At 45.7% G+C, this 18,949-nt stretch carries 15 protein-coding genes; 1 reads left to right on the top strand and 14 read right to left on the bottom strand.

Annotation, left to right across the window (positions count from 1 at the left end; translation table 11 throughout):
- Nucleotides 1-7: 7 nt before the first annotated feature.
- Both NQ544_RS00805 and NQ544_RS00800 read right to left on the bottom strand, forming a co-directional pair.
- Nucleotides 8-1,816 carry an Mfa1 family fimbria major subunit gene (locus NQ544_RS00805; RefSeq protein WP_006849076.1) on the bottom strand — a complete coding sequence of 603 codons (1,809 nt, stop codon included), beginning with the start codon at nucleotides 1,814-1,816 and terminating at the stop codon, nucleotides 8-10.
- Nucleotides 1,817-1,857: 41 nt separating this feature from the next.
- Nucleotides 1,858-3,345, bottom strand: coding sequence for a DUF3575 domain-containing protein (locus tag NQ544_RS00800; RefSeq protein ID WP_006849075.1), 1,488 nt, complete (start codon nucleotides 3,343-3,345; stop codon nucleotides 1,858-1,860).
- A 430-nt stretch (nucleotides 3,346-3,775) separates the two neighbouring features.
- Here NQ544_RS00800 and NQ544_RS00795 point away from each other — a divergent pair, with 430 nt between their 5' ends.
- Complete coding sequence (locus NQ544_RS00795; protein WP_006849073.1) at nucleotides 3,776-4,963, top strand: helix-turn-helix domain-containing protein; 1,188 nt, start codon at nucleotides 3,776-3,778, stop codon at nucleotides 4,961-4,963.
- Here NQ544_RS00795 and NQ544_RS00790 read toward each other — a convergent pair.
- The 12 genes from NQ544_RS00790 to NQ544_RS00735 form a co-directional block, all read right to left on the bottom strand.
- Nucleotides 4,873-5,520 (bottom strand): helix-turn-helix domain-containing protein, encoded by a 648-nt coding sequence (locus NQ544_RS00790; protein WP_082231268.1) that lies wholly within the window; start codon nucleotides 5,518-5,520, stop codon nucleotides 4,873-4,875. The genes NQ544_RS00795 and NQ544_RS00790 overlap by 91 nt on opposite strands.
- A 19-nt stretch (nucleotides 5,521-5,539) precedes the next feature.
- Nucleotides 5,540-5,947, bottom strand: a complete 408-nt coding sequence (gene folK, locus NQ544_RS00785) for a 2-amino-4-hydroxy-6-hydroxymethyldihydropteridine diphosphokinase (protein WP_006849072.1) — start codon at nucleotides 5,945-5,947, stop codon at nucleotides 5,540-5,542.
- 92 nt (nucleotides 5,948-6,039) lie between these two features.
- Nucleotides 6,040-7,224, bottom strand: coding sequence for a tRNA preQ1(34) S-adenosylmethionine ribosyltransferase-isomerase QueA (gene queA / locus NQ544_RS00780; protein WP_006849071.1), 1,185 nt, complete (start codon nucleotides 7,222-7,224; stop codon nucleotides 6,040-6,042).
- A 13-nt stretch (nucleotides 7,225-7,237) separates the two neighbouring features.
- A complete protein-coding gene (truB, locus tag NQ544_RS00775; RefSeq protein WP_006849070.1) occupies nucleotides 7,238-7,954 on the bottom strand; it encodes a tRNA pseudouridine(55) synthase TruB in 717 nt (238 codons plus the stop codon).
- 9 nt (nucleotides 7,955-7,963) lie between these two features.
- Nucleotides 7,964-8,809, bottom strand: a complete 846-nt coding sequence (locus NQ544_RS00770) for an undecaprenyl-diphosphate phosphatase (protein WP_006849069.1) — start codon at nucleotides 8,807-8,809, stop codon at nucleotides 7,964-7,966.
- Between the two features lie 29 nt (nucleotides 8,810-8,838).
- Nucleotides 8,839-9,069, bottom strand: a complete 231-nt coding sequence (locus tag NQ544_RS00765) for a DUF3098 domain-containing protein (RefSeq protein ID WP_006849068.1) — start codon at nucleotides 9,067-9,069, stop codon at nucleotides 8,839-8,841.
- Between the two features lie 99 nt (nucleotides 9,070-9,168).
- Entirely contained in the window at nucleotides 9,169-10,047 is an 879-nt protein-coding gene (locus tag NQ544_RS00760) for a cell division protein FtsX (RefSeq protein ID WP_006849067.1), read from the bottom strand.
- Between the two features lie 282 nt (nucleotides 10,048-10,329).
- Entirely contained in the window at nucleotides 10,330-11,112 is a 783-nt protein-coding gene (gene lpxA / locus NQ544_RS00755; protein WP_006849066.1) for an acyl-ACP--UDP-N-acetylglucosamine O-acyltransferase, read from the bottom strand.
- Nucleotides 11,113-11,142: 30 nt separating this feature from the next.
- Nucleotides 11,143-12,537, bottom strand: coding sequence for an efflux transporter outer membrane subunit (locus NQ544_RS00750; protein ID WP_006849065.1), 1,395 nt, complete (start codon nucleotides 12,535-12,537; stop codon nucleotides 11,143-11,145).
- 27 nt (nucleotides 12,538-12,564) lie between these two features.
- Nucleotides 12,565-15,831 (bottom strand): efflux RND transporter permease subunit, encoded by a 3,267-nt coding sequence (locus NQ544_RS00745; protein ID WP_006849064.1) that lies wholly within the window; start codon nucleotides 15,829-15,831, stop codon nucleotides 12,565-12,567.
- Between the two features lie 33 nt (nucleotides 15,832-15,864).
- Nucleotides 15,865-17,076, bottom strand: coding sequence for an efflux RND transporter periplasmic adaptor subunit (locus NQ544_RS00740; RefSeq protein ID WP_006849063.1), 1,212 nt, complete (start codon nucleotides 17,074-17,076; stop codon nucleotides 15,865-15,867).
- Between the two features lie 175 nt (nucleotides 17,077-17,251).
- Entirely contained in the window at nucleotides 17,252-18,694 is a 1,443-nt protein-coding gene (locus NQ544_RS00735; RefSeq protein ID WP_006849062.1) for a CCA tRNA nucleotidyltransferase, read from the bottom strand.
- Between the last annotated feature and the right edge of the window lie 255 nt (nucleotides 18,695-18,949).

The following is an 18,949-nucleotide window of genomic DNA, read 5'->3' as shown; positions in this document are numbered from 1 at the left end:
GAATTATTTACTTTGTCTGATCCAAATCTACAGTTGAGGATACCACGCGCCAAGAAAGAACATTGATACGTGCAGCAAGATAGGTATTATCATCGCTTGGAATCATTGGATCGATAACCTTGTCTGGATCATAGACTGGAGTTCCATATCCCTGGATATTCTGAATAGTTACCTGATAAGAATGATTGCGCACGATACCATACTCGCCCAACTTGCCTTCAGAACCGAGATGCTTGATTGGTGTATAATAATAGGTAGAACCATCAGCAGTACGAATCAGAGCGTCCTCCTTGGCAAGGGCTGCATTAACATCGTCTTTAGGTGCTATTGTCCATGTTTCTCCATTCTTGACATAAATATCACCTACGGTGCTTGCCAGAGTTGCAACAACCTCATAATTCTTTACAGAAGAAGAAGTCTTGAATGCAATATCAGAAGCCTCAAGGGATTTATAGACTGTAGCACCTGATGCATCTGATGTCTTTTTGAAATATTGTGTAAAGCTACCTGCAATCTGCTTTTTAACAGCATCCTCGCCGAGATAGGTCAAACCTCTATACTGACATACCTGCGCTGCCTTATAGCTATCATCAGCATCCTTGTATACCAGTTTGGCTGCGACAATCAGTTTTGTCAAGTCATTGTCACTTGTTTTTGGATTTTTAACTACCGCATCTGGCGTATTTGGCAATGTATAGACAGGTGTTGCCGCGAAACCGTCTGACAATGGCATATTGATGTCATTAAAAGAAGGATTGACTGGGCGATTAGCTCCTGTCACAGCACCCGAATTGAAAGGTACTGACTCAGACCAGAAACTACGATGGTAATCACGAGTTGTCCAAGGATTAATACCTAATTCTCCTGCAAACCATGAAGTCTTAATCTGCTTGCAAACTTCAGCCTTACCATTGGCATCAGCCACCTGCCATCCCTGAACTACTGCATATACAGGATATTGGTGTGTTGTTGGAGTTGAATTGGTATTCTCTTCATAAGTGGTAACATCAATACTGCCAACCTTTATCTGGTACTTACCCTCTGCATTTTGACTCCATGCATTCTCGGTCTCTCCAGTGCGTTTATAGTCTTTATCAATCTTTGCATTAACCTTGGCATTAACTCGCTCCACATAAATATCCACAGGGTTCCTCAAGGCCTTATCAGATGTAGAGAAAACGTTGTTTGCAACAGGTGTTGAGCAAATGTCCTGACCAGCACTTTCATACACAGAATTAGACATAACAAAGCCATTGGTAGTATCATAAAACTTCGAACCTGTTGCAGATGTTCGGAGTTCAGAAATAGTCATACTTTTACCATTATGCAGGGTTGTATTCTCCAACACATCTGGATTGATCACAGCGATAACAGAGGCTGGTACAGTCTTCGTATCACCTTCTATCACAAGCACCGCATCAGTCTTGGTTTCAACTGTTTGGTCATTATTACCACCATGTTGTACAACAGACTTATCCAAATAATTTACGGATTCTGCCTGAGATGGATCTTTTTTCACCAACAGGTATGGAGTACCATCACCATTGAAGAAATAGAAACGCACCTTGTTAATCTTACTCTCAGCCTCAGTGCCATTCTCATAAGTACCATCACCCTGTTCATAACTACGAGATGCAGGAGCAGAACCCACGTATGCAGGAGCAGAACCCACGTTCTCGATATTCACGGCAAGGAAAGAAGTAGTCCCCTTACCATTCTGTGCATCGTCGCCAGCAACATCTTCGCTAGAGCAGGATGCAACCACCAGCATCAGTGCAGAAACTAGCACAGATGAAAGCATCGTAAATTTCTTCATAATCCTATAGTTTTAATTTTACTTATAATTTCTTTTTCGTTCTATTGCATCATCATCATTTCATACGCCTTTCTTGCGGCATTGGCTTCCTTTGAATCGCCGGCTCTATCCAAATATGGCTTGGCAGCATCGGCATCTCCGTTGTTCAGACGGATAATGGCAGCATTCAGGTTTGCCGTTTCATCCTCCGGATACATGCGCACAGCCAGCTCCATCACCTCATTGAACTCCATGGAACCTACCTCATAGGTCTGGGCTACCATGAACAACTCGTTGAGCGACAACAGCTGCGGCCTGGTCTTCATGATCTGCTTTGCCTCTTCCACATCGAAAGGCTTAACCTTATAAGTAATGTGGTAGTCGCTATGGCGGAGAGCTGGATAGCAGAGGGTGAGCAGGGTGCGATACTGTGCAGGATATTGTTGCTTCAGCTTCGCATCACGAGCATCTGGATCCAGATTTTCATCCTGGGCTATGGCAAGAAGCTGCTCCTTTTTCTCCAAGTTGCTTGCCCGGATATACTCACGCAAACCGTCCCAATCCTCAGCGGTAGATGATACCGCAAAGATGCTGTCAGGCAACTCTACCATCTTGCGGACATATTCTGTCAGGGTGATGGCACGATTCTTTGCCAGATACTCATTATGCTTATACGAACCTTCCGGCGAAGCAAAACCATGGATATTGATGCCCATCACCTGCAGGTTATTATCCGCCTTCAATGCCTTGATGGTGGTGATGATGCTATCCAACTGTGCCGGATTACGGCGATAATCGGCACGCAATTCTATCCTGTTGACCGGGAAGTCGATATAGGCACGCTTATCCAAATGGCGAATCTTCGGAGCTTCGGCTACTACTGCCTGCAACTGGAGCACCGGCTTCAATACGTTCTGCTTAGGCTGCTGAATGGTCTCGATGATCTGAGGAGCACCTGTTGAGCATTTTTCATCTGCCCTACCCGGAATCAAATAAATGAGGGAAAGAGCCACCTTGGTGGGTCCCACATAATTCTTATGGGCAGAGTTGAGTTTTTCACCACAGGTACCACATTCGAATTTATCGTATTTGGTATGGATATAGCCCAATCCGAGCGAAGCCTCGAAGTTCCAGTGCTTAGAAAGATTCCATTGCTTACCGGCTGTGATACCGCCTCCGGCATACCATCCTTCATAGCGATGGTTGCGCAATCCTTTCAATAACCCGAAAGGAAACTTCACGCCACCTACATTATACAGTCCTCCTAAAGCATGAGCACCGAGGAACCAACCATCGAAGTTCTGATTGAACCAGTAGCGATACTCAGGCATCACCATCCAATGACGAAGACTGGAATGGTTGCCGCCACTTTGCTTCCAAGGATTCAAGCCGAAGAAAACCTGAGTTGTATGCTTTTTGCCTACAGCCATCTCTAATCCCAAGTTAGGGGTAGCAGTAGCCCAATAAAGCATATTGGTCTTCAAGCCAACCTGCTTAGTCTGCCAGGTCTGCTGAGATGGCTTGGTTTGCTCGGCTTGGCGGGCTTGCATAGGTAAGATGCAAAAACACAACAATATAGCAACTGATATAAATCCACTAAATTTCATATATTATTATCTTAGAATACAATTTCTTATAATGTACTTATTTTTGGCCGCAAAATTAAAAAAAAAGAGGAAAATATATTATCAAAAACCGCAAAAACACGATTTGCAATTTTAGAAAACAGAAAAAAAAAGCAAGGAAAAGATGATAGAAAAAAGAAAAAACGAACATAATGGGAGGGGAAAATTGTGTGTAAAACCAACTAAATATCAAAGAATTGCATTTTTAGAACATAAAAATTTCATTTTTAGGAAAATAATTTGTAACTTTGCAGGAGTATAACTGCAGGAGATACAAACAAAACATTTTTTCATTGCGCCTATCAGTAGTTATCAGTCAACTAAATATATAGAATTTACTTGAAAGAAAAAGATTATGAATGAGTTCTTAGAAGAAAACTTTTCGTATTTAGTAACGATGACCAGCATCATTTATTGCATGCTGGGATTTTTCCTTATATTCATCAACACACCCCAAACCAGCATCTATGCGCCCTATCGAAAGTCAAAGAGATTACTGGCTACTGGCATGTTCATAATGAGTATAGATATATGGATCTGGCTTGCCAGCTTCAACGGAGTGTGGACATACTCATACGATTGGGAGGTGAGTTTAGATACCATCCTATTCTATCTCATCGGCATCTGCTTCTCCTTTTCCTTCAGTAATCTGATAAACCATCAATACATTTCCAAGCGACGCTGCAAAATCACAGCAATCAAGTTTGGCGCAACATCTTGCTTTGCCCTTTTTGCTATGCTCGACGCATTACAAGAGTACAGCCCCATACTGCAGATCATCGCCCTGTTAGGCATTGTGGAACTATGCTTCCAACATGTGTTCTATTTCCATAGAACCTATCTTCAGTACAACATAGAACTGGCCAACTATTTCTCCAGCGACCAAAGATCTTTCCTGAAATGGCTGAACATCACTCATTGGCTGCTCTATATCCTTTTTGCCTTTGCAGTTATTTCCACCACATCAGGAGCAATCATCAACTGGCTCTTGCAGTTTTATATTGTAGCAGTGAATATCTATATCACCATCAACTTTATAAACCATGCCAGAGAATACGGAAACCTACAATTGGCTAGCGAGCGGGGCATCCATACAGATGAAAACAAGTGCCCAAGTGCTCTTGATACAAAAAAGGAAGAAAACGCCATAGCTGCCGGCAACAGCTATAAAAACAAAAGGAAAGAAGACTTCAGGAATATATTGCGCCCAAGATTGGCATTGTGGTTGAAAGAAAAGGCTTATACGCAAGAACAATTCACCATAGAAGAACTGGCAAGCCGACTACACACCAACAAAACATATCTATCAACCTTTATCAATGAAGAATATGGCATGAGTTTCAGTTCCTGGATTTCGAGCCTGCGAATAGAAGAAGCCAAGAGAATCATGGCAAATGATCCCCAACAAAAGCTCATTGACGTAGCTTACAAGGCAGGATTCTCTTCACTGGCCTATTTTTCAAGTGTATTTGTCAAGTCAGAAGGCATCTCACCCTCTGCCTGGTTAAGAGGATTCTCTCGAAATTCAGAAGGTGAACAATGAAACCGCAAGAAAAACTGCCGATTGAAGACGCTGCGAGAACGAAAGCCCGCAGCTTCTGCAATCTGCGAAATATTTAGCTTATTATCTGGAGAAGACAATAACTGAACGGCATAATTCAGACGATAACGATTGATAAACTGCAATAAGGTCATATCACCGAAAGTATATTTCCTGATGCAATTTGCCAAGGTAGTACGATTAGAACACAAAGCCTTTGCCAAATCATCTATATGAAAATCAGGATTGGTAAAAGGAGTTTTCTCCTTCATATATAATGTTGCCTTGACAAATAATTCCTGCTCCGTAGTCAATGCCTCAAGTGCCTCATCGCCCAAATTCTTACCCTGTACTTCGGAAAAGAGATGATCTGTACGAACGGCTTCAACCGAAGCCGAAGGATCTAAAAGATTCTGCAATTGCTGGCGCAGAGACTTGATGATACAAACCTGTCTCTTCACTGTTAAGCGCAAGCTAATTATATAAAATATCAAAAGGGCTAGTAGGACCAATGCCATAACCGCCCAGGAAATGAAGTGATAACTTTCGAACAACTGCATAATTTCTTTTTTAAAATCTCTATTTTAGTATCTCCTTCAGCGGTTTCATCACGAATTCACGCTCCTCCATCAACGGATGGGGAACCTTGAAATCGGGCTCATCTATCACCAAGTCATCTATCATCAGGATATCAATGTCGATGATGCGGTCCTGGTATTCGCCATCCACCGACTTCATAGTGCGCCCCATTTCGCTCTCTATGCGCTGCGTAGCCTCCAGCACCTGGCGCGGAGCCATCGTGGTGAGAACCAGCACACAGGCATTGATATAGTCGTTGGGCGATGAATAGCCCCAAGGCTTGGTTTCGTAAAGAGCAGACTGGCGCTCTACCACACCAATCTGCTCTCCTATCTTTTCAATTACCTCGCGAATGTTGCGCTTTCGGTTGCCCAAATTCGTACCGAGACTTAAATATACCTGATACATACTTATTCACACTTTTATAAAATTGTGGATAACTAAGCTAAAACCCAAAATATCAATAACTTCTATGTGTATATAAACTGTTTATACCACAGTTAATCTGGAAGCATCAACAAAGAATCACCATAGCAGCCAAACATATAGCCATTCTTCACAGCCATCTTGTATGCCTCGTAAACCAGGTCGTAACCGCCAAAGGCTGCAGTACTCATCATCAGGGTTGACTCCGGATGATAGAAATTGGCTACGGCACAGTCAGCAAGACCGAAATCGTATGGAGGGAAGATGAACTTGTTGGTCCATCCGTCGAATGCCTTCATCATACCATCGGTGCCTACAGCCGTTTCTGTTGCCTTCATCACACTGGTACCGATAGCGCAGACGCGATGGCCGGCAAGCTTGGTCTTGTTAACCAGATCGCATGCCTCCTGACTGATCATCATCTGCTCAGAATCCATCTTGTGCTTGGTAAGGTCCTCCACCTCAATATCGTGGAAGTTGCCCAAACCGCAATGCAGGGTGATATAAGCCTCGTTGATACCGTTGATTTCCATACGCTTCATCAGCTCGCGTGAGAAGTGAAGACCGGTAGCAGGTGCAGTAACAGCACCCTCTACCTCAGCGAAAACACACTGGAAATCGTCCATATCATCCTCTGTAGCGTGATGATCCTCACGTGCATCGATAACGTAGCGAGGAAGCGGAGCCTCGCCCAGAGCGAAGAGCGAACGCTTGAAGACATCATGATTGCCGTCCTCATCATAGAGGAAACGGAGGGTACGTCCACGGCTGGTGGTATTGTCGATAACCTCGGCAACCATCTCGTTGACATCATCGAAGAAAAGCTTGTTGCCGATACGGATCTTGCGGGCAGGCTCTACCAATACGTCCCAAAGGCGCATCTCAGGATTGAGCTCACGGAGCAGGAACACCTCAATCTTGGCATCGGTCTTCTCCTTGGTACCATAAAGACGGGCTGGGAAAACCTTGGTATTGTTGAAGATGAAGGTATCGCCCTCTTCGAAGTAATTCACGATATCCTTGAACTGCAGGAATACTGGATTGCCATCGGCATCAACCATATCCTTGCCGTTTTCATCTTTCTTGTACATCTCGATGGTTTCTGACTTCTTGTGGAGAACCATGAGTCGGGACTCATCGCGGCGAGTAATCTCGAATGTACGTTCACCACTAGCCGTTTTTACCACGTGCTTTGCCTTATGTGGATAAAGTGCCACCTGATCTTTTGGCAACTTAAAGTTAAATTGTGATAGCTTCATGTTATATTTTTTATTACTTGGATGGCTGAAGGCTGTCTTCGAGAGGCTGCTCATCAAGCCATTCCTGGAAATGATCAAAACTGATGCAGTTTTCTACTGCAAAACTTCCTGCCTTGGTACGGCGGAGGGCGGTAAGGTATGCGCCACTATCGAGAGCCCTGCCGATATCACGGGCGAGGGAGCGGATGTAAGTGCCTTTGCCGCAAACCACACGGATGCTGGCGGTCTTCTCCTCATCGTTATAATCGGTGAGTTCTATCTCGTCTACACGCACGGTCTTCGGCTTGAGCTGAACCTCTTCGCCTGCCCGGCGCAAGGCATAAGAGCGGTCGCCATTCACCTTTACGGCGCTGTAGGTAGGCGGAACCTGCTGAATCTCGCCCACAAACTGCTTGAGCGTTTCCTCCACCAGCTGGCGGGTGATATGCTCCGTAGGATAGGTGTGATTCACGCTGTGTTCCTTATCGTAGCTGGCGGTAGTAGCACCGAGCTGCAGGGTAGCTGTATACTCCTTAGTATGGGTCTGCAGCTGTTCTATCTGCTTGGTACATTTACCGGTGCAGAGCACCAGCACGCCAGTGGCAAGGGGATCGAGCGTACCGGCATGTCCTATCTTCACCTTAAAACCGAGCTTCTTGCTGAGCAGATAGCGAACATGTGCCAGGGCTCCGAAACTCGACATTCGATAAGGCTTGTCGATGGCAATAATTTCTCCTTTTCTGAAATCCATATTTTATGTTTAGTCAACCATCTGCATATCTACACCACAAAGGCCGCAGATGATAATGATAAGTCCTACTACGATACGGTACCAGCCGAAAGCTGCAAAACCGTACTTGGTGACATAATTGATGAAAAACTTGATGGCGAGAATGGCAACGATGAATGCTACCACTGAGCCTAATATCAATGTGAACAGGTTGTTGCCCTGGGTGAGCAATGAGCCGCCGCCATGGCTGATGAGCTTATAAACCTCGAGACAGGTGGCGCCAAACATGGTTGGCACAGCCAGGAAGAATGAGAACTCGGCTGCTGCCTTGCGGGTAAGACGCTGGGACATACCACCTACGATGGTTGACATGGAGCGCGATACACCAGGAATCATCGCTATACACTGGATGAAACCGATAATCAGGGCACGCTTGTAAGTAAGCTTGGTCTGTTCGCTGCCTTTATTGAATATCTTATCGCAGAAGAGCATGAAAATACCGCCGATGACAAGCATCCAGCCCACCAGTTGTACATTGCCAAGGTTTGACTCGATGAAATCATTGAAGGCAAGGCCCAATATCACGGCAGGCACGGTACCTACAACCAGACGGGCATAGAAATCGAACATCGCCTTCAAATAGGTCTTCTCACCGGTCTTCACAGCCTCTGGATAGAAGAATCTCTTCCAATACAGACAGATGACAGAAAGGATGGCGCCAAACTGGATGATGACAGTAAAGGCGTTGACAAACTTATCCTGGATATCTACACCCAGCAAATTTTCTGCTATAATCATGTGGCCCGTACTGGATACAGGCAAGAACTCGGTCAGTCCCTCTACGATAGAGATAATGATAGTCTGAATAAAATCCATCTAATAATAATATGTATATTAATTATAAATTATTCATTGTCTTTCGGTTTATGTATCACCGCATAGATGATTGAAAGGAAACCTATCAATGTTACAGTTGGTGCTACAACGATGCGACGGGTACTGAAAATATCAGTATCGAAGGTATGCTCGTTAGAACCGGCGCCACTCATCAGCAGAAAACCGATGATAATAATCGCCATTCCGATGCCTAACAAGATAAAGTTCATCTTGTCGAATGCTAAATTCTTCTTATCCATTATTTTATATAATTTACAATTTACAGTTTATAGCAAACTTGCTATACGGCAAAGCTGCTATTAACTTTTAACTATTAACTTTTAACTATCAACTATCAACTAAATCTTATAAAGGTCTCCCGCCTTCATCTTCAGGAACTTATTGACTGAGATGCAGGCGCAGAAGGCGGTGATGATGATACCGAAGAGGAAGACGGAGCCGCCGGTGATGGCAAGTTCCTGCCAGCCCAAAACATTCATCAGTTCCGGTTCGTGGAGCGACCATGCATAGAGACAACCGCCCAGAAAACCATCTGCCAGCAGGGCTGAAACAACACCCACAAGCACAGCTTTGCGCAGGAACGGACGGCGGATAAAGCCCCAGGATGCACCTACCAGCTTCATCGTATGGATGGAGAAACGGCGGGCATAGATGCCCAGACGCACCGTATTGTTAATCAGCGAGAACGAGATGAAGGTGAGCAGGGCTGCTACAATCAGCAATCCGATACTGATCTTTGCCAACGAATTGTTCACCTGTTCTATCAGGTCGTGCTGATAAGTAACCTCGGTAACACGCGGATATGCCTTCAGTTCCTTGGCAATCCACTTCAATGAATCATTGTTCGCGTAATCTGCCTTCGTCGTAATCTCTATGGAAGGCTGGAAAGGATTGACACCGGCAAACTCGCTCGGGTTGGTACCCAAATCGCGGGTAGCTTCTTTCAGTGCCTCTTCCTTGGTGATATAAGTCAGCGTATTGACATAAGATCTTGCATTCAGGCGTTTACACATCTGCAATCCCTCCGGGTTAGTCATATCCTGTTCGAGCATCACCTGTACCACGAGATTCTCCTTCACATAGGAAGAGAGATTACGTCCCATGAGGACAGAGAAGATAACTAATCCCAACAAAATGAGCACCATAGCGGTACTGATACACAAAGTAATGACCTGCAATCCACGATGATTGCTAGGCTTATATTGTTTCTTTCTCATTTTTAAAAACCTTTACTAACTTAAAACCAAAAGGGCACAATGACCCAAATTGTCTGCAAAGATACGCATAAACGAAGAGATTACAAAATAAAATAGCATTTATTTACATTTATTCAATTAATTAATCGAACCACAGGCAAAAGTTAAGTTCAATTGAAAAAGGAAAAGGGCCAACCTCACGGCCAGCCCTTCACATAATAAGTAAAATTCAAATAGGTATGACTTGAATTTACTAAATGAAAATTTATTATTCGGGATGGTAAATCCCTTTATGTACATTCATTACATCTTAGTGATGACACCCTTCTCTGAACTCTCCAGGAACTGGATGATGTTCTGAATCTCCGGTCCATCTGGCACCTGATCCTTGATCTGGTTGATGGCATCGAAGAGGGATGTCTGACCATGGAATACCAGTCGGTAGGCATTAGCAATATGCTTGCGAACCTTCTCGGTAAGCTCGGCTGCTTCCATGATGATGGTGTTAGGACCTGCATACTTCACAGGCTTTCCACCGGCAATGATATAAGGAGGAATGTCCTTAGAGAAGGTAGTACCTGCCTGAATCATCGCCAGGTCGCCTACTCTAGTCTTGGCGTTCTCTACTACAGATGTTGAGTAGATGACACCGTTACCAATCACGCAGTCGCCCGCAATCTTGGTACCATAACCGAATACGCTACCGTTGCCGATTACGGTATCGTGAGAGATATGGGCACCTTCCATCAGGAAGTTGTTGTTGCCCAGAACGGTCTTGCCGCCCTTATGGGTACCACGGTTGATAACCACGTTCTCACGGATGGTATTGTTATCGCCGATTACTACCTCACTCTCCTCACCTGTAAAGTGGAAGTCCTGTGGGAGGGCAGCGATAACGGCTGCCTGGAACACCTTATTATTATTACCCATGCGAGTACCGTTCATGATGCTCACGAATGGATAGATGGTACAGTTGTCGCCGATGACCACATCGTCCTCGATATAGACGAATGGATATATCTTGCAGTTGTCTCCAATCTTAGCCTTTGGAGAAACCTCTGCCTTTGGACTTATTATACTAGCCATAACTATAAACTATTAATTATTAACTATAAACTACTTAGCTCCTCCACCCAATGCATAGTAGAGATTTACTACTGCCTGCATCTTGTTGAAGTCATCAGCTACCTTAGAAAGCTGTACGTTGAGGAGTGAAGACTGTGCCTGGATGATTTCAAGGTAAGAGCTGCCTGCAATACCCATCAATTCCTTGGTAGATTCTACATTCTTCTCGAGTACTTCTATTCGCTTCTGCTCTATCTTGCTCTTCTCATCAGAGTAGTTGTAGAGAACAAGCGCATTGCTCACCTCGCTACCAGCCTTCAGCACGGTATTCTGCCAGGTGTTGTAAGCCTGCTCATACTGCATTTTAGCCACCTTCAAACCGGCAATGATACGGCCGTTCTGGAAAATTGGCTGGGTAAGAGAACCTACAGCTGAGAGCAACCACTTACCAGGGTTCACGATGCCCATACCAGCTGAATTGGTGAAGGCACCTGTACCGGAAATAGTGATAGATGGATAGAACTTGCTGCGGGCGGTCTCTACACCATAGAAGCACTGGGCAAGATTCATCTCGGCTGCGTGGACATCAGCACGGTTGTTGAGCAACTGGATGCCTACACCGGTTGAGAAATTAGATGGAAGACTCTGGTTATCCAACTTGCCACGGGCGATGCTATGTGCCTGATCGCCGATGAGCAGACTCAGAGAGTTCTCTGTCTCACGAATCTGGCGCAACAGATCGGTCTTCTGGGTCAACACAGAATAGTAGTTAGACTCAGCTGACTGGATGGCTGGTGTACGGTAACCCAATCTGAGATCGTGCATCTTCTGCATAGTCTCCCAAGTATCCTTGGTCAATCCTTCCATATTGTTAACCAACTCCACCTGCTTGTCGAGCATCAACAGAGTATAATACATGTTGGCGATGTTGGCGATGAGGTTGGTCTTGACAGATACCTGATAATCCTGCAACTGGAGCAGCGCCATCTGGGCACTGCGCTTCTGAGATAGCAGATTGCCGAAGAGGTCTACCATCCAGCTGGCTGTAACAGGCATCGTGTAAGTCTTGGTTGCAGCCTGACCATCCCAGGAAGCGATGGTTCCCTGAGGAGTGAAAGACAAGGCAGGCAGGAATGCCAACTTAGCACACTTCAGCTGCTCTTCTGCTATCTTCACGTTCAAAGCCGCATTGAGGAGGTTGACATTGTTGTTCAATCCCTTCTCGATGAGCGACTGAAGCTGAGGGTCGGTAAAGACACTGCGCCAAGGGATATTGGCGAAGGTAGTAGTATCCTTTACAGCCAAAGTATCTGTATCAGAAGCTACATCGCGAACGATACCGCTGGTCTTCACATCCGGACGCTCATATTTTCCGTAGAGAGTCTTGCAGCTGCTCAGGGAGAGCGCTGCGAGACCCAATATGATGATATTTAAATTCTTTTTCATTGTTTCCTTTGAAGTTACATTGCGTTATTACTTCTTATCGATACCCTTCTTCTGATGAGCTGCGTTGGCATACTGCTCCAACTCGGCAGCTACCTCCTCGTTCAACTCATCCTCGAACTTCATTGGGGTCAACTTCTCCTGCAACCACTGGAAGACTGCGAAGAGAGCAGGAACCACGAAGATCTGGCAGATTGTACCGAGCAACATACCACCTACGGCGGCAGCACCCAGGGTCTGGTTACCATTCTTACCTACACCTGATGCGAACATCAGAGGCAACAGACCGATAACCATCGCCAGAGAGGTCATCAGGATAGGACGGAGACGGGCACCGGCACCCAGGATAGCTGAGTACTTGATAGCCATACCCGTACGACGACGCTCGAGGGCGAACTGTACGATAAGGATGGCGTTCTTAGCCAACAGACCGATCAACATAATCAACGAAATCTGCATGTAGATATCGTTAGAGTGACCGAAGAGGTTGGTGAAGATGAACGCACCTGCCAAACCGAATGGGATAGACAATACTACTGACAGAGGCAAGATGTAACTCTCGTACTGGGCACTCAAGATGAGGTAAACGAATACGATACAGAGTGCGAAAATCAAACCTGTAGAGTTGCTGGACTCAGCCTCAGAACGGGTCAAACCAGAGTACTCATAGCCGTAACCCTCTGGCAATGTCTCCTTGGCAACCTCAGCAATCGCCTTCATACCGTCACCGGTAGAGTAACCGCTGTTAGGAGTTACAGATACATCCATAGAGGTAAACAGGTTGAATCGGGTGATGTTTGCTGGACCATAAACCTTCTTCAAGTTCACGAACTCGCTTACAGGAGACATGGTGCCATCAGCACAACGTACATAAATCTTGCTCAGATCGTCTGGACGCATACGACTCTCAGGTCCAGCCTGAATCATGACACGGTAGAGCTTACCGTAGGCATTGAAGTTAGATGCGTAGAGACCACCAAGATAACCCTGCATGACAGACAATACTGTTGATGGAGAGATGCCAGCCTGCTTGGTCTTGGCAACATCTACATCTACCATATACTGTGGATAGTTAGGGTTATACTGAGTCTGGGCGGTCTGAATCTCAGGACGCTTGTTCAACTCAGCCAGGAACTTCTTCACATTATCAAAGAACTTATTCAAGTCGCCACCAGTCTTATCCTGCATAGTCATGGTAATACCATTCTGCATAGAGAAACCGGAAATCATAGGTGGAGCAAAGGCAAGCACCTGTGCATCCTTGATTGTAGCAGTCTGCTTGTAGATCATACCCAATACAGAGGTATACTCCATAGGGTTGACAAACAGCGCCTCGATACCGCCACCGGTACAAGCCTCCTTGATACGGTGGAAGAATCCACCCGGACGCTCCTCGAATGGCTTCAGCTTCACGATGATGGTACCCTGGTTAGAACCGGCACCACCGATAAAGCTATAACCCATGATGGCGTTACGGGTTGCGATGGCTGGGTTGCTAGCCAGCATCTTATCTACCTGCTTAACCACCTCTGCTGTACGTTCCTGAGAAGTACCAGGAGCTGTAGAGATACAAGCGAAGATAGTACCGGTATCCTCATCAGGCACCAGACCCGTCTTGGTTGTACCCATCAGGGCAACCAGACCTACGATGCTGACAGCCACGAGGCTACCAGCGATGATGCCATGATTGATAACCCACTTGACACCACCTTTATATTTATTGGTAATCTTATCAAACTGATAGTTGAATCCAGCATGGAATCGGTCGATGAAAGACATTTTCTTCTCGTGACCCTCCTCGTGTGGCTTCAGTAACACGGCACAGAGTGCAGGAGACAGCGTCAACGCATTGATAGCCGAAATAACGATAGATACCGCCATGGTTACACCGAACTCACGGTAGAAGTAACCGGAAGTACCACCGATGAACGATACAGGAACGAACACGGCAGACATCACCAATGTAATAGAGATGATGGCGCTGGAAATTTCGTTCATCGCATCGATAGCTGCAGTAAGGGCACTCTTGTAACCCTGGTCGAGCTTGGCGTGAACCGCCTCGACCACCACAATGGCATCATCGACCACAATCGCAATAGCCAGCAGCAGGGCTGACAGCGTAAGCAGGTTGATGGAGAATCCGAAGATCCAGAGGAAGAGGAAGGTACCGACCAAAGCCACAGGCACGGCAATCATAGGAATCAGCGTAGAACGGAAGTCCTGCAAGAAGATATACACTACGATAAACACCAGTACCAGGGTGATGATCAAGGTGAAGATAACTTCCTCGATAGATGCGAACAAGAACTCAGTAACATCCATCAGGATAACATTCTTCAACCCAGGAGGATAACTCTTCTCCAGTTCATCAAGCGTTTTCTTTACGTCGCTGGCAATCTGGGTAGCGTTGGAACCGGCAATCTGCTGAACCATACCCAGCACGGCAGGCTGACCATCATTGAGCAGGTTTACGTTATACTGCAAACCACCCAACTCAACCTTGGCAATTTCGCCCAAACGGAGCGTCTGACCGGAAGTATTGCTCTTGATAAGGATGTTCTCATACTCCATTGGAGTCTTCAAACGACCCTTGTAGCGCAAGGTATATTCATACTGCATATCAGAGCTTTCACCAAAGCTACCAGGGGCAGCCTCGATATTCTGCTCTGCCAAAGCCTGAGAAACATCAGAAGGAACCAGTCCGAACTCCTTCATCTTCTCTGGCTTCAACCAGATACGCATAGAGTAGTTACGGGCAGAAGGGCTCTGCACATCACCCACACCATTGATACGCTTCAACTGAGGAATGACGTTGATCAGGGCGTAGTTGGTAACAAACTGGTCGTCATAACGGCCATCGTCTGTAGTCAGAGCGAACATGATGACGTTAGAACTCTGACGCTTGGTTACAGTGACACCCACCCTGGTAACCTCGGCAGGCAGCAGAGACTGCGCCTGAGATACACGGTTCTGTACGTTGACCGCAGCCATATCTGGGTCGGAACCCTGCTTGAAGTAAACGGTGATCTCAGCATCACCAGAGTTAGACGCGGAAGAGGTCATATAAGTCATGTTCTCCACACCGTTGATACTCTCCTCCAGCGGAGCAACGACAGAGTTCAACACCGTCTGGGCATCTGCACCCGTATAGTCAGCATTTACCGTGATGGTAGGCGGCGCGATATTCGGATACTGCTCGATAGGCAGCGATACCAAGCCGATAATACCCAGCAAGACGAAGAAGATGGAAACCACCGTCGAAAGTACCGGGCGTTTTATAAAGTTTGTAAATGACATAATTTACTATTTTTCTTTATACCTTATTATATATTACTTCTTTCCGCCCATAGCAGTAGCGAAGGCATGAGCGTTATCCTGAGACTCAGCCAACTTGGCAGCCTCAGCAATCTTCTGATTGTAGCGCTCCAGAGTGATAGGCTTGATCTGCTGACCATCGGTCAACTTGGTAATACCCTTCAAAACAATACGATCGCCTACATGAAGACCTGCAGTTACGATATAGTTCTTGCCATCATCCTGTGGATTGACCTTGATCTCAGAATACTTCACCTTGTTATCCTTGGTTACGATGTAAACGAAAATCTTATCCTGAACCTGAGAGCAAGCCTCCTGAGGGATAACGATAGCGCTGTTATGATCGTTAGGAACGACGATAGAACCTGCACCACCACTCTTCAGCAACTTCTCTGGGTTAGCGAAGTGAGCGATGAGAGAGATAGAACCGGAAGTAGCATCGATGACACCACTCATCTTAACCACCTTACCCGGGTGATTATAGATAGAACCGTCTGCCAACTGCAACTTAACAGCTGGGAACGCTGCGATGGCTGCCTGAATGCTACCATTGGTCTTAGACATGCTCAAGATCTGAGACTCAGAGAGTGAGAAGAATACCTCCATAGTGCTGATATTGGAAACGGTAGTAAGAGCCTGACCAGAAGCACTTACCAGAGCACCTACCTTGAAAGGAAGACTACCTACTACACCAGCAGAAGGACTGGTAACGGTACACCAAGCCAACTGCTCGCGGGCTGAAGCCAAAGCTGCCTCTGCCTGAGCTACCTGAGCCTTAGCTGTTGCATAGCTGTTAGCTGCTGTAGAGAGTTCATATTCACCGATAATCTTGCTATCATACAATTTCTTATTGTTCTGATAGGTCAACTTGGCTGTATTAGCCTGTGCCTTAGCTGTGTTTACAGCGGCAGCTGCAGAACGGACAGCAGCCTGATAGGTCTCGCTATCAATAGAGAACAAAGCCTGACCTGCTGATACAGTCTGTCCCTCGTGTACAAAAACCTTAGTGATAAAACCAGAAACCTTAGGACGTACCTCTACATCCTGGATACCCTTGATGGTAGCAGGATAGGTAGTCTGCAATGCGGCGCTGGAAGTACCGATAGTAGCTACAGCGAACTCATCATCGCTGAAGTCAGGCAGACCGCCCTTCTTACTTCCACCACATGATGTCAACGCAGCAAGAACACAAACTGCTGCAACAAACAAAACGCTTTTAATTTTCATACCTATTTTTATATTATAAATTTATTATTTAATCTTTTATCTTCTCTTATCCAAAAGTCTTTTCGTCCTCTAGCGAAAACTTTTATGCACCTTTAAGTTTTAAAAGCACTGCAAAAGTACTAATAATAAATGAATAACGGCTCGCAAGGAGCCGTTATTTAACAAAAATTATTCTCTATTTTGAGTTTTCTGCATTTACCAATCCCATCTCCTGAGCCTTCTTCATCAGAAGTTCCATCAACGGTTCACGCTCATTAGCCACCTTATTATCCAATACAGCATCCTTGAGATACTGCTTCAGGGTGCCTACCTCGCGGCAAGGGGTAAGATGGAACATCTCCATAATCTCATTACCATCGATGCATGGCTGGAGAAGTCGCTTATAATCACGTTCCTGCAGATCAACCAGTTTCTCGCGCACCATCTTGAAATTATCCAGAAAACGCTGCTTGCGCACCTGGTTCTTGCTGGTGATATCAGCCTCGCAGAGCGTCATCAGGTCGTTGATGTCATCACCGGCATCATTCAGCAGGCGGCGAACGGCACTGTCGGTAACCTCCTCATCAGCAATCACAATCGGACGCATGTGGAGTTCTACCAGCTTCTGCACATACTTCATCTTCGCATCCATCGGAAGTTTCATACGGCGGAAGATACCCGGAATCATCTTTGCACCTATTATATTATGACTGTGGAATGTCCAGCCGATATTATTGTCCCAGCGCTTGCTCTTCGGTTTACCGATGTCGTGGAAGAGAGCAGCCCAGCGGAGCCAGAGGTTATCTGAATGCTTGCACACATTCTCGAGCACCTCCATCGTATGGTCGTAATTATTCTTATGTGCCCTGCCGTTACGGGTTTCCACCTTGTCCATCGCAATCAGTTCCGGAAGAATGAGATCGAGCAGACCTGTATCTTTCAGGTAATAGAAACCGCTGCTTGGGTGCTTGGAGAGCATAATCTTGTTCATCTCGTCGCAGATTCGCTCAGCACTGATAATCTTCAGGCGCTCGGCATTGCGGGAGAGCGCATCATAGGTCTCCTCCTCTATCTGGAAATTGAGTTGGGTAGCGAAACGCACGCAACGCATCATACGCAGCGGGTCATCAGAAAAAGTGATATCCGGGTCGAGCGGAGTGGCAATAATGCCATCTTCCATATCGTAGACGCCATCAAAAGGATCTACGAGTTCTCCAAAACGGTCTTTGTTCAGGCAGATAGCCATCGCATTGATGGTAAAGTCGCGGCGGTTCTGGTCATCCTCCAGCGTTCCATCTTCCACAATAGGCTTTCTGGAATCGTGCTGATAGCTCTCCTTACGGGCGCCCACAAACTCCACTTCTGTATCCTGATATTTCACTTGTGCTGTTCCGAAATTACGGAACACAGAGAGATGCGCCTTTCTTCCGAGCATCTTCTTCAAGGCAGAAGCAACCTCTATACCGCTACCAACCACAACGACATCAATATCATTGGAAGGTCGCTCCAGGAAGAGATCACGCACATATCCACCTACTACATAACACTCCACAGACAGCCCATCTGCTGCCTCTGAAATCTTATGAAATATATCCTTATCCAGTATCTGTGCCAGTTCGGCATTGGTCAAATTTCTCATACTCTTTTTACTTTCGGGGTGCAAAGTTACAGCAAATCGAGCGAAAAACAAAATAAATCGCGATTTATTTTTTCTTCCGAGTGCAGCGTAACTTATCAAAAGTTACAGCAAATCGAAGACAATACATAATAAAAAAAGTTTTTTTTTTGTTTTTATTGTTGAGATGCAGCGTAACTTATTTAAAGTTACAGCAAATTAAGCGAAAAACAAAATAATTATTTGGCTATTTCATAATAAATGCGTAAATTTGCACCG

Origin of the sequence: Segatella copri DSM 18205 (assembly GCF_025151535.1) — a bacterium.
GTDB lineage: Bacteria > Bacteroidota > Bacteroidia > Bacteroidales > Bacteroidaceae > Prevotella > Prevotella copri.
The sequence above is the reverse complement of the archived record's forward strand: the minus strand, read 5'-3'. Positions and strand labels throughout refer to the sequence as shown.

What these genes read in the sequence shown, in the direction of transcription:
- NQ544_RS00805 (WP_006849076.1), bottom strand. Translation starts at nt 1,816, where the DNA reads ATGAAGAAATTTACGATGCTTTCATCTGTGCTAGTTTCTGCACTGATG.
- NQ544_RS00800 (WP_006849075.1), bottom strand. Translation starts at nt 3,345, where the DNA reads ATGCAAGCCCGCCAAGCCGAGCAAACCAAGCCATCTCAGCAGACCTGG.
- NQ544_RS00795 (WP_006849073.1), top strand. Translation starts at nt 3,776, where the DNA reads ATGAATGAGTTCTTAGAAGAAAACTTTTCGTATTTAGTAACGATGACC.
- NQ544_RS00790 (WP_082231268.1), bottom strand. Translation starts at nt 5,520, where the DNA reads ATGCAGTTGTTCGAAAGTTATCACTTCATTTCCTGGGCGGTTATGGCA.
- folK (WP_006849072.1), bottom strand. Translation starts at nt 5,947, where the DNA reads ATGTATCAGGTATATTTAAGTCTCGGTACGAATTTGGGCAACCGAAAG.
- queA (WP_006849071.1), bottom strand. Translation starts at nt 7,224, where the DNA reads ATGAAGCTATCACAATTTAACTTTAAGTTGCCAAAAGATCAGGTGGCA.
- truB (WP_006849070.1), bottom strand. Translation starts at nt 7,954, where the DNA reads ATGGATTTCAGAAAAGGAGAAATTATTGCCATCGACAAGCCTTATCGA.
- NQ544_RS00770 (WP_006849069.1), bottom strand. Translation starts at nt 8,809, where the DNA reads ATGGATTTTATTCAGACTATCATTATCTCTATCGTAGAGGGACTGACC.
- NQ544_RS00765 (WP_006849068.1), bottom strand. Translation starts at nt 9,069, where the DNA reads ATGGATAAGAAGAATTTAGCATTCGACAAGATGAACTTTATCTTGTTA.
- NQ544_RS00760 (WP_006849067.1), bottom strand. Translation starts at nt 10,047, where the DNA reads ATGAGAAAGAAACAATATAAGCCTAGCAATCATCGTGGATTGCAGGTC.
- lpxA (WP_006849066.1), bottom strand. Translation starts at nt 11,112, where the DNA reads ATGGCTAGTATAATAAGTCCAAAGGCAGAGGTTTCTCCAAAGGCTAAG.
- NQ544_RS00750 (WP_006849065.1), bottom strand. Translation starts at nt 12,537, where the DNA reads ATGAAAAAGAATTTAAATATCATCATATTGGGTCTCGCAGCGCTCTCC.
- NQ544_RS00745 (WP_006849064.1), bottom strand. Translation starts at nt 15,831, where the DNA reads ATGTCATTTACAAACTTTATAAAACGCCCGGTACTTTCGACGGTGGTT.
- NQ544_RS00740 (WP_006849063.1), bottom strand. Translation starts at nt 17,076, where the DNA reads ATGAAAATTAAAAGCGTTTTGTTTGTTGCAGCAGTTTGTGTTCTTGCT.
- NQ544_RS00735 (WP_006849062.1), bottom strand. Translation starts at nt 18,694, where the DNA reads ATGAGAAATTTGACCAATGCCGAACTGGCACAGATACTGGATAAGGAT.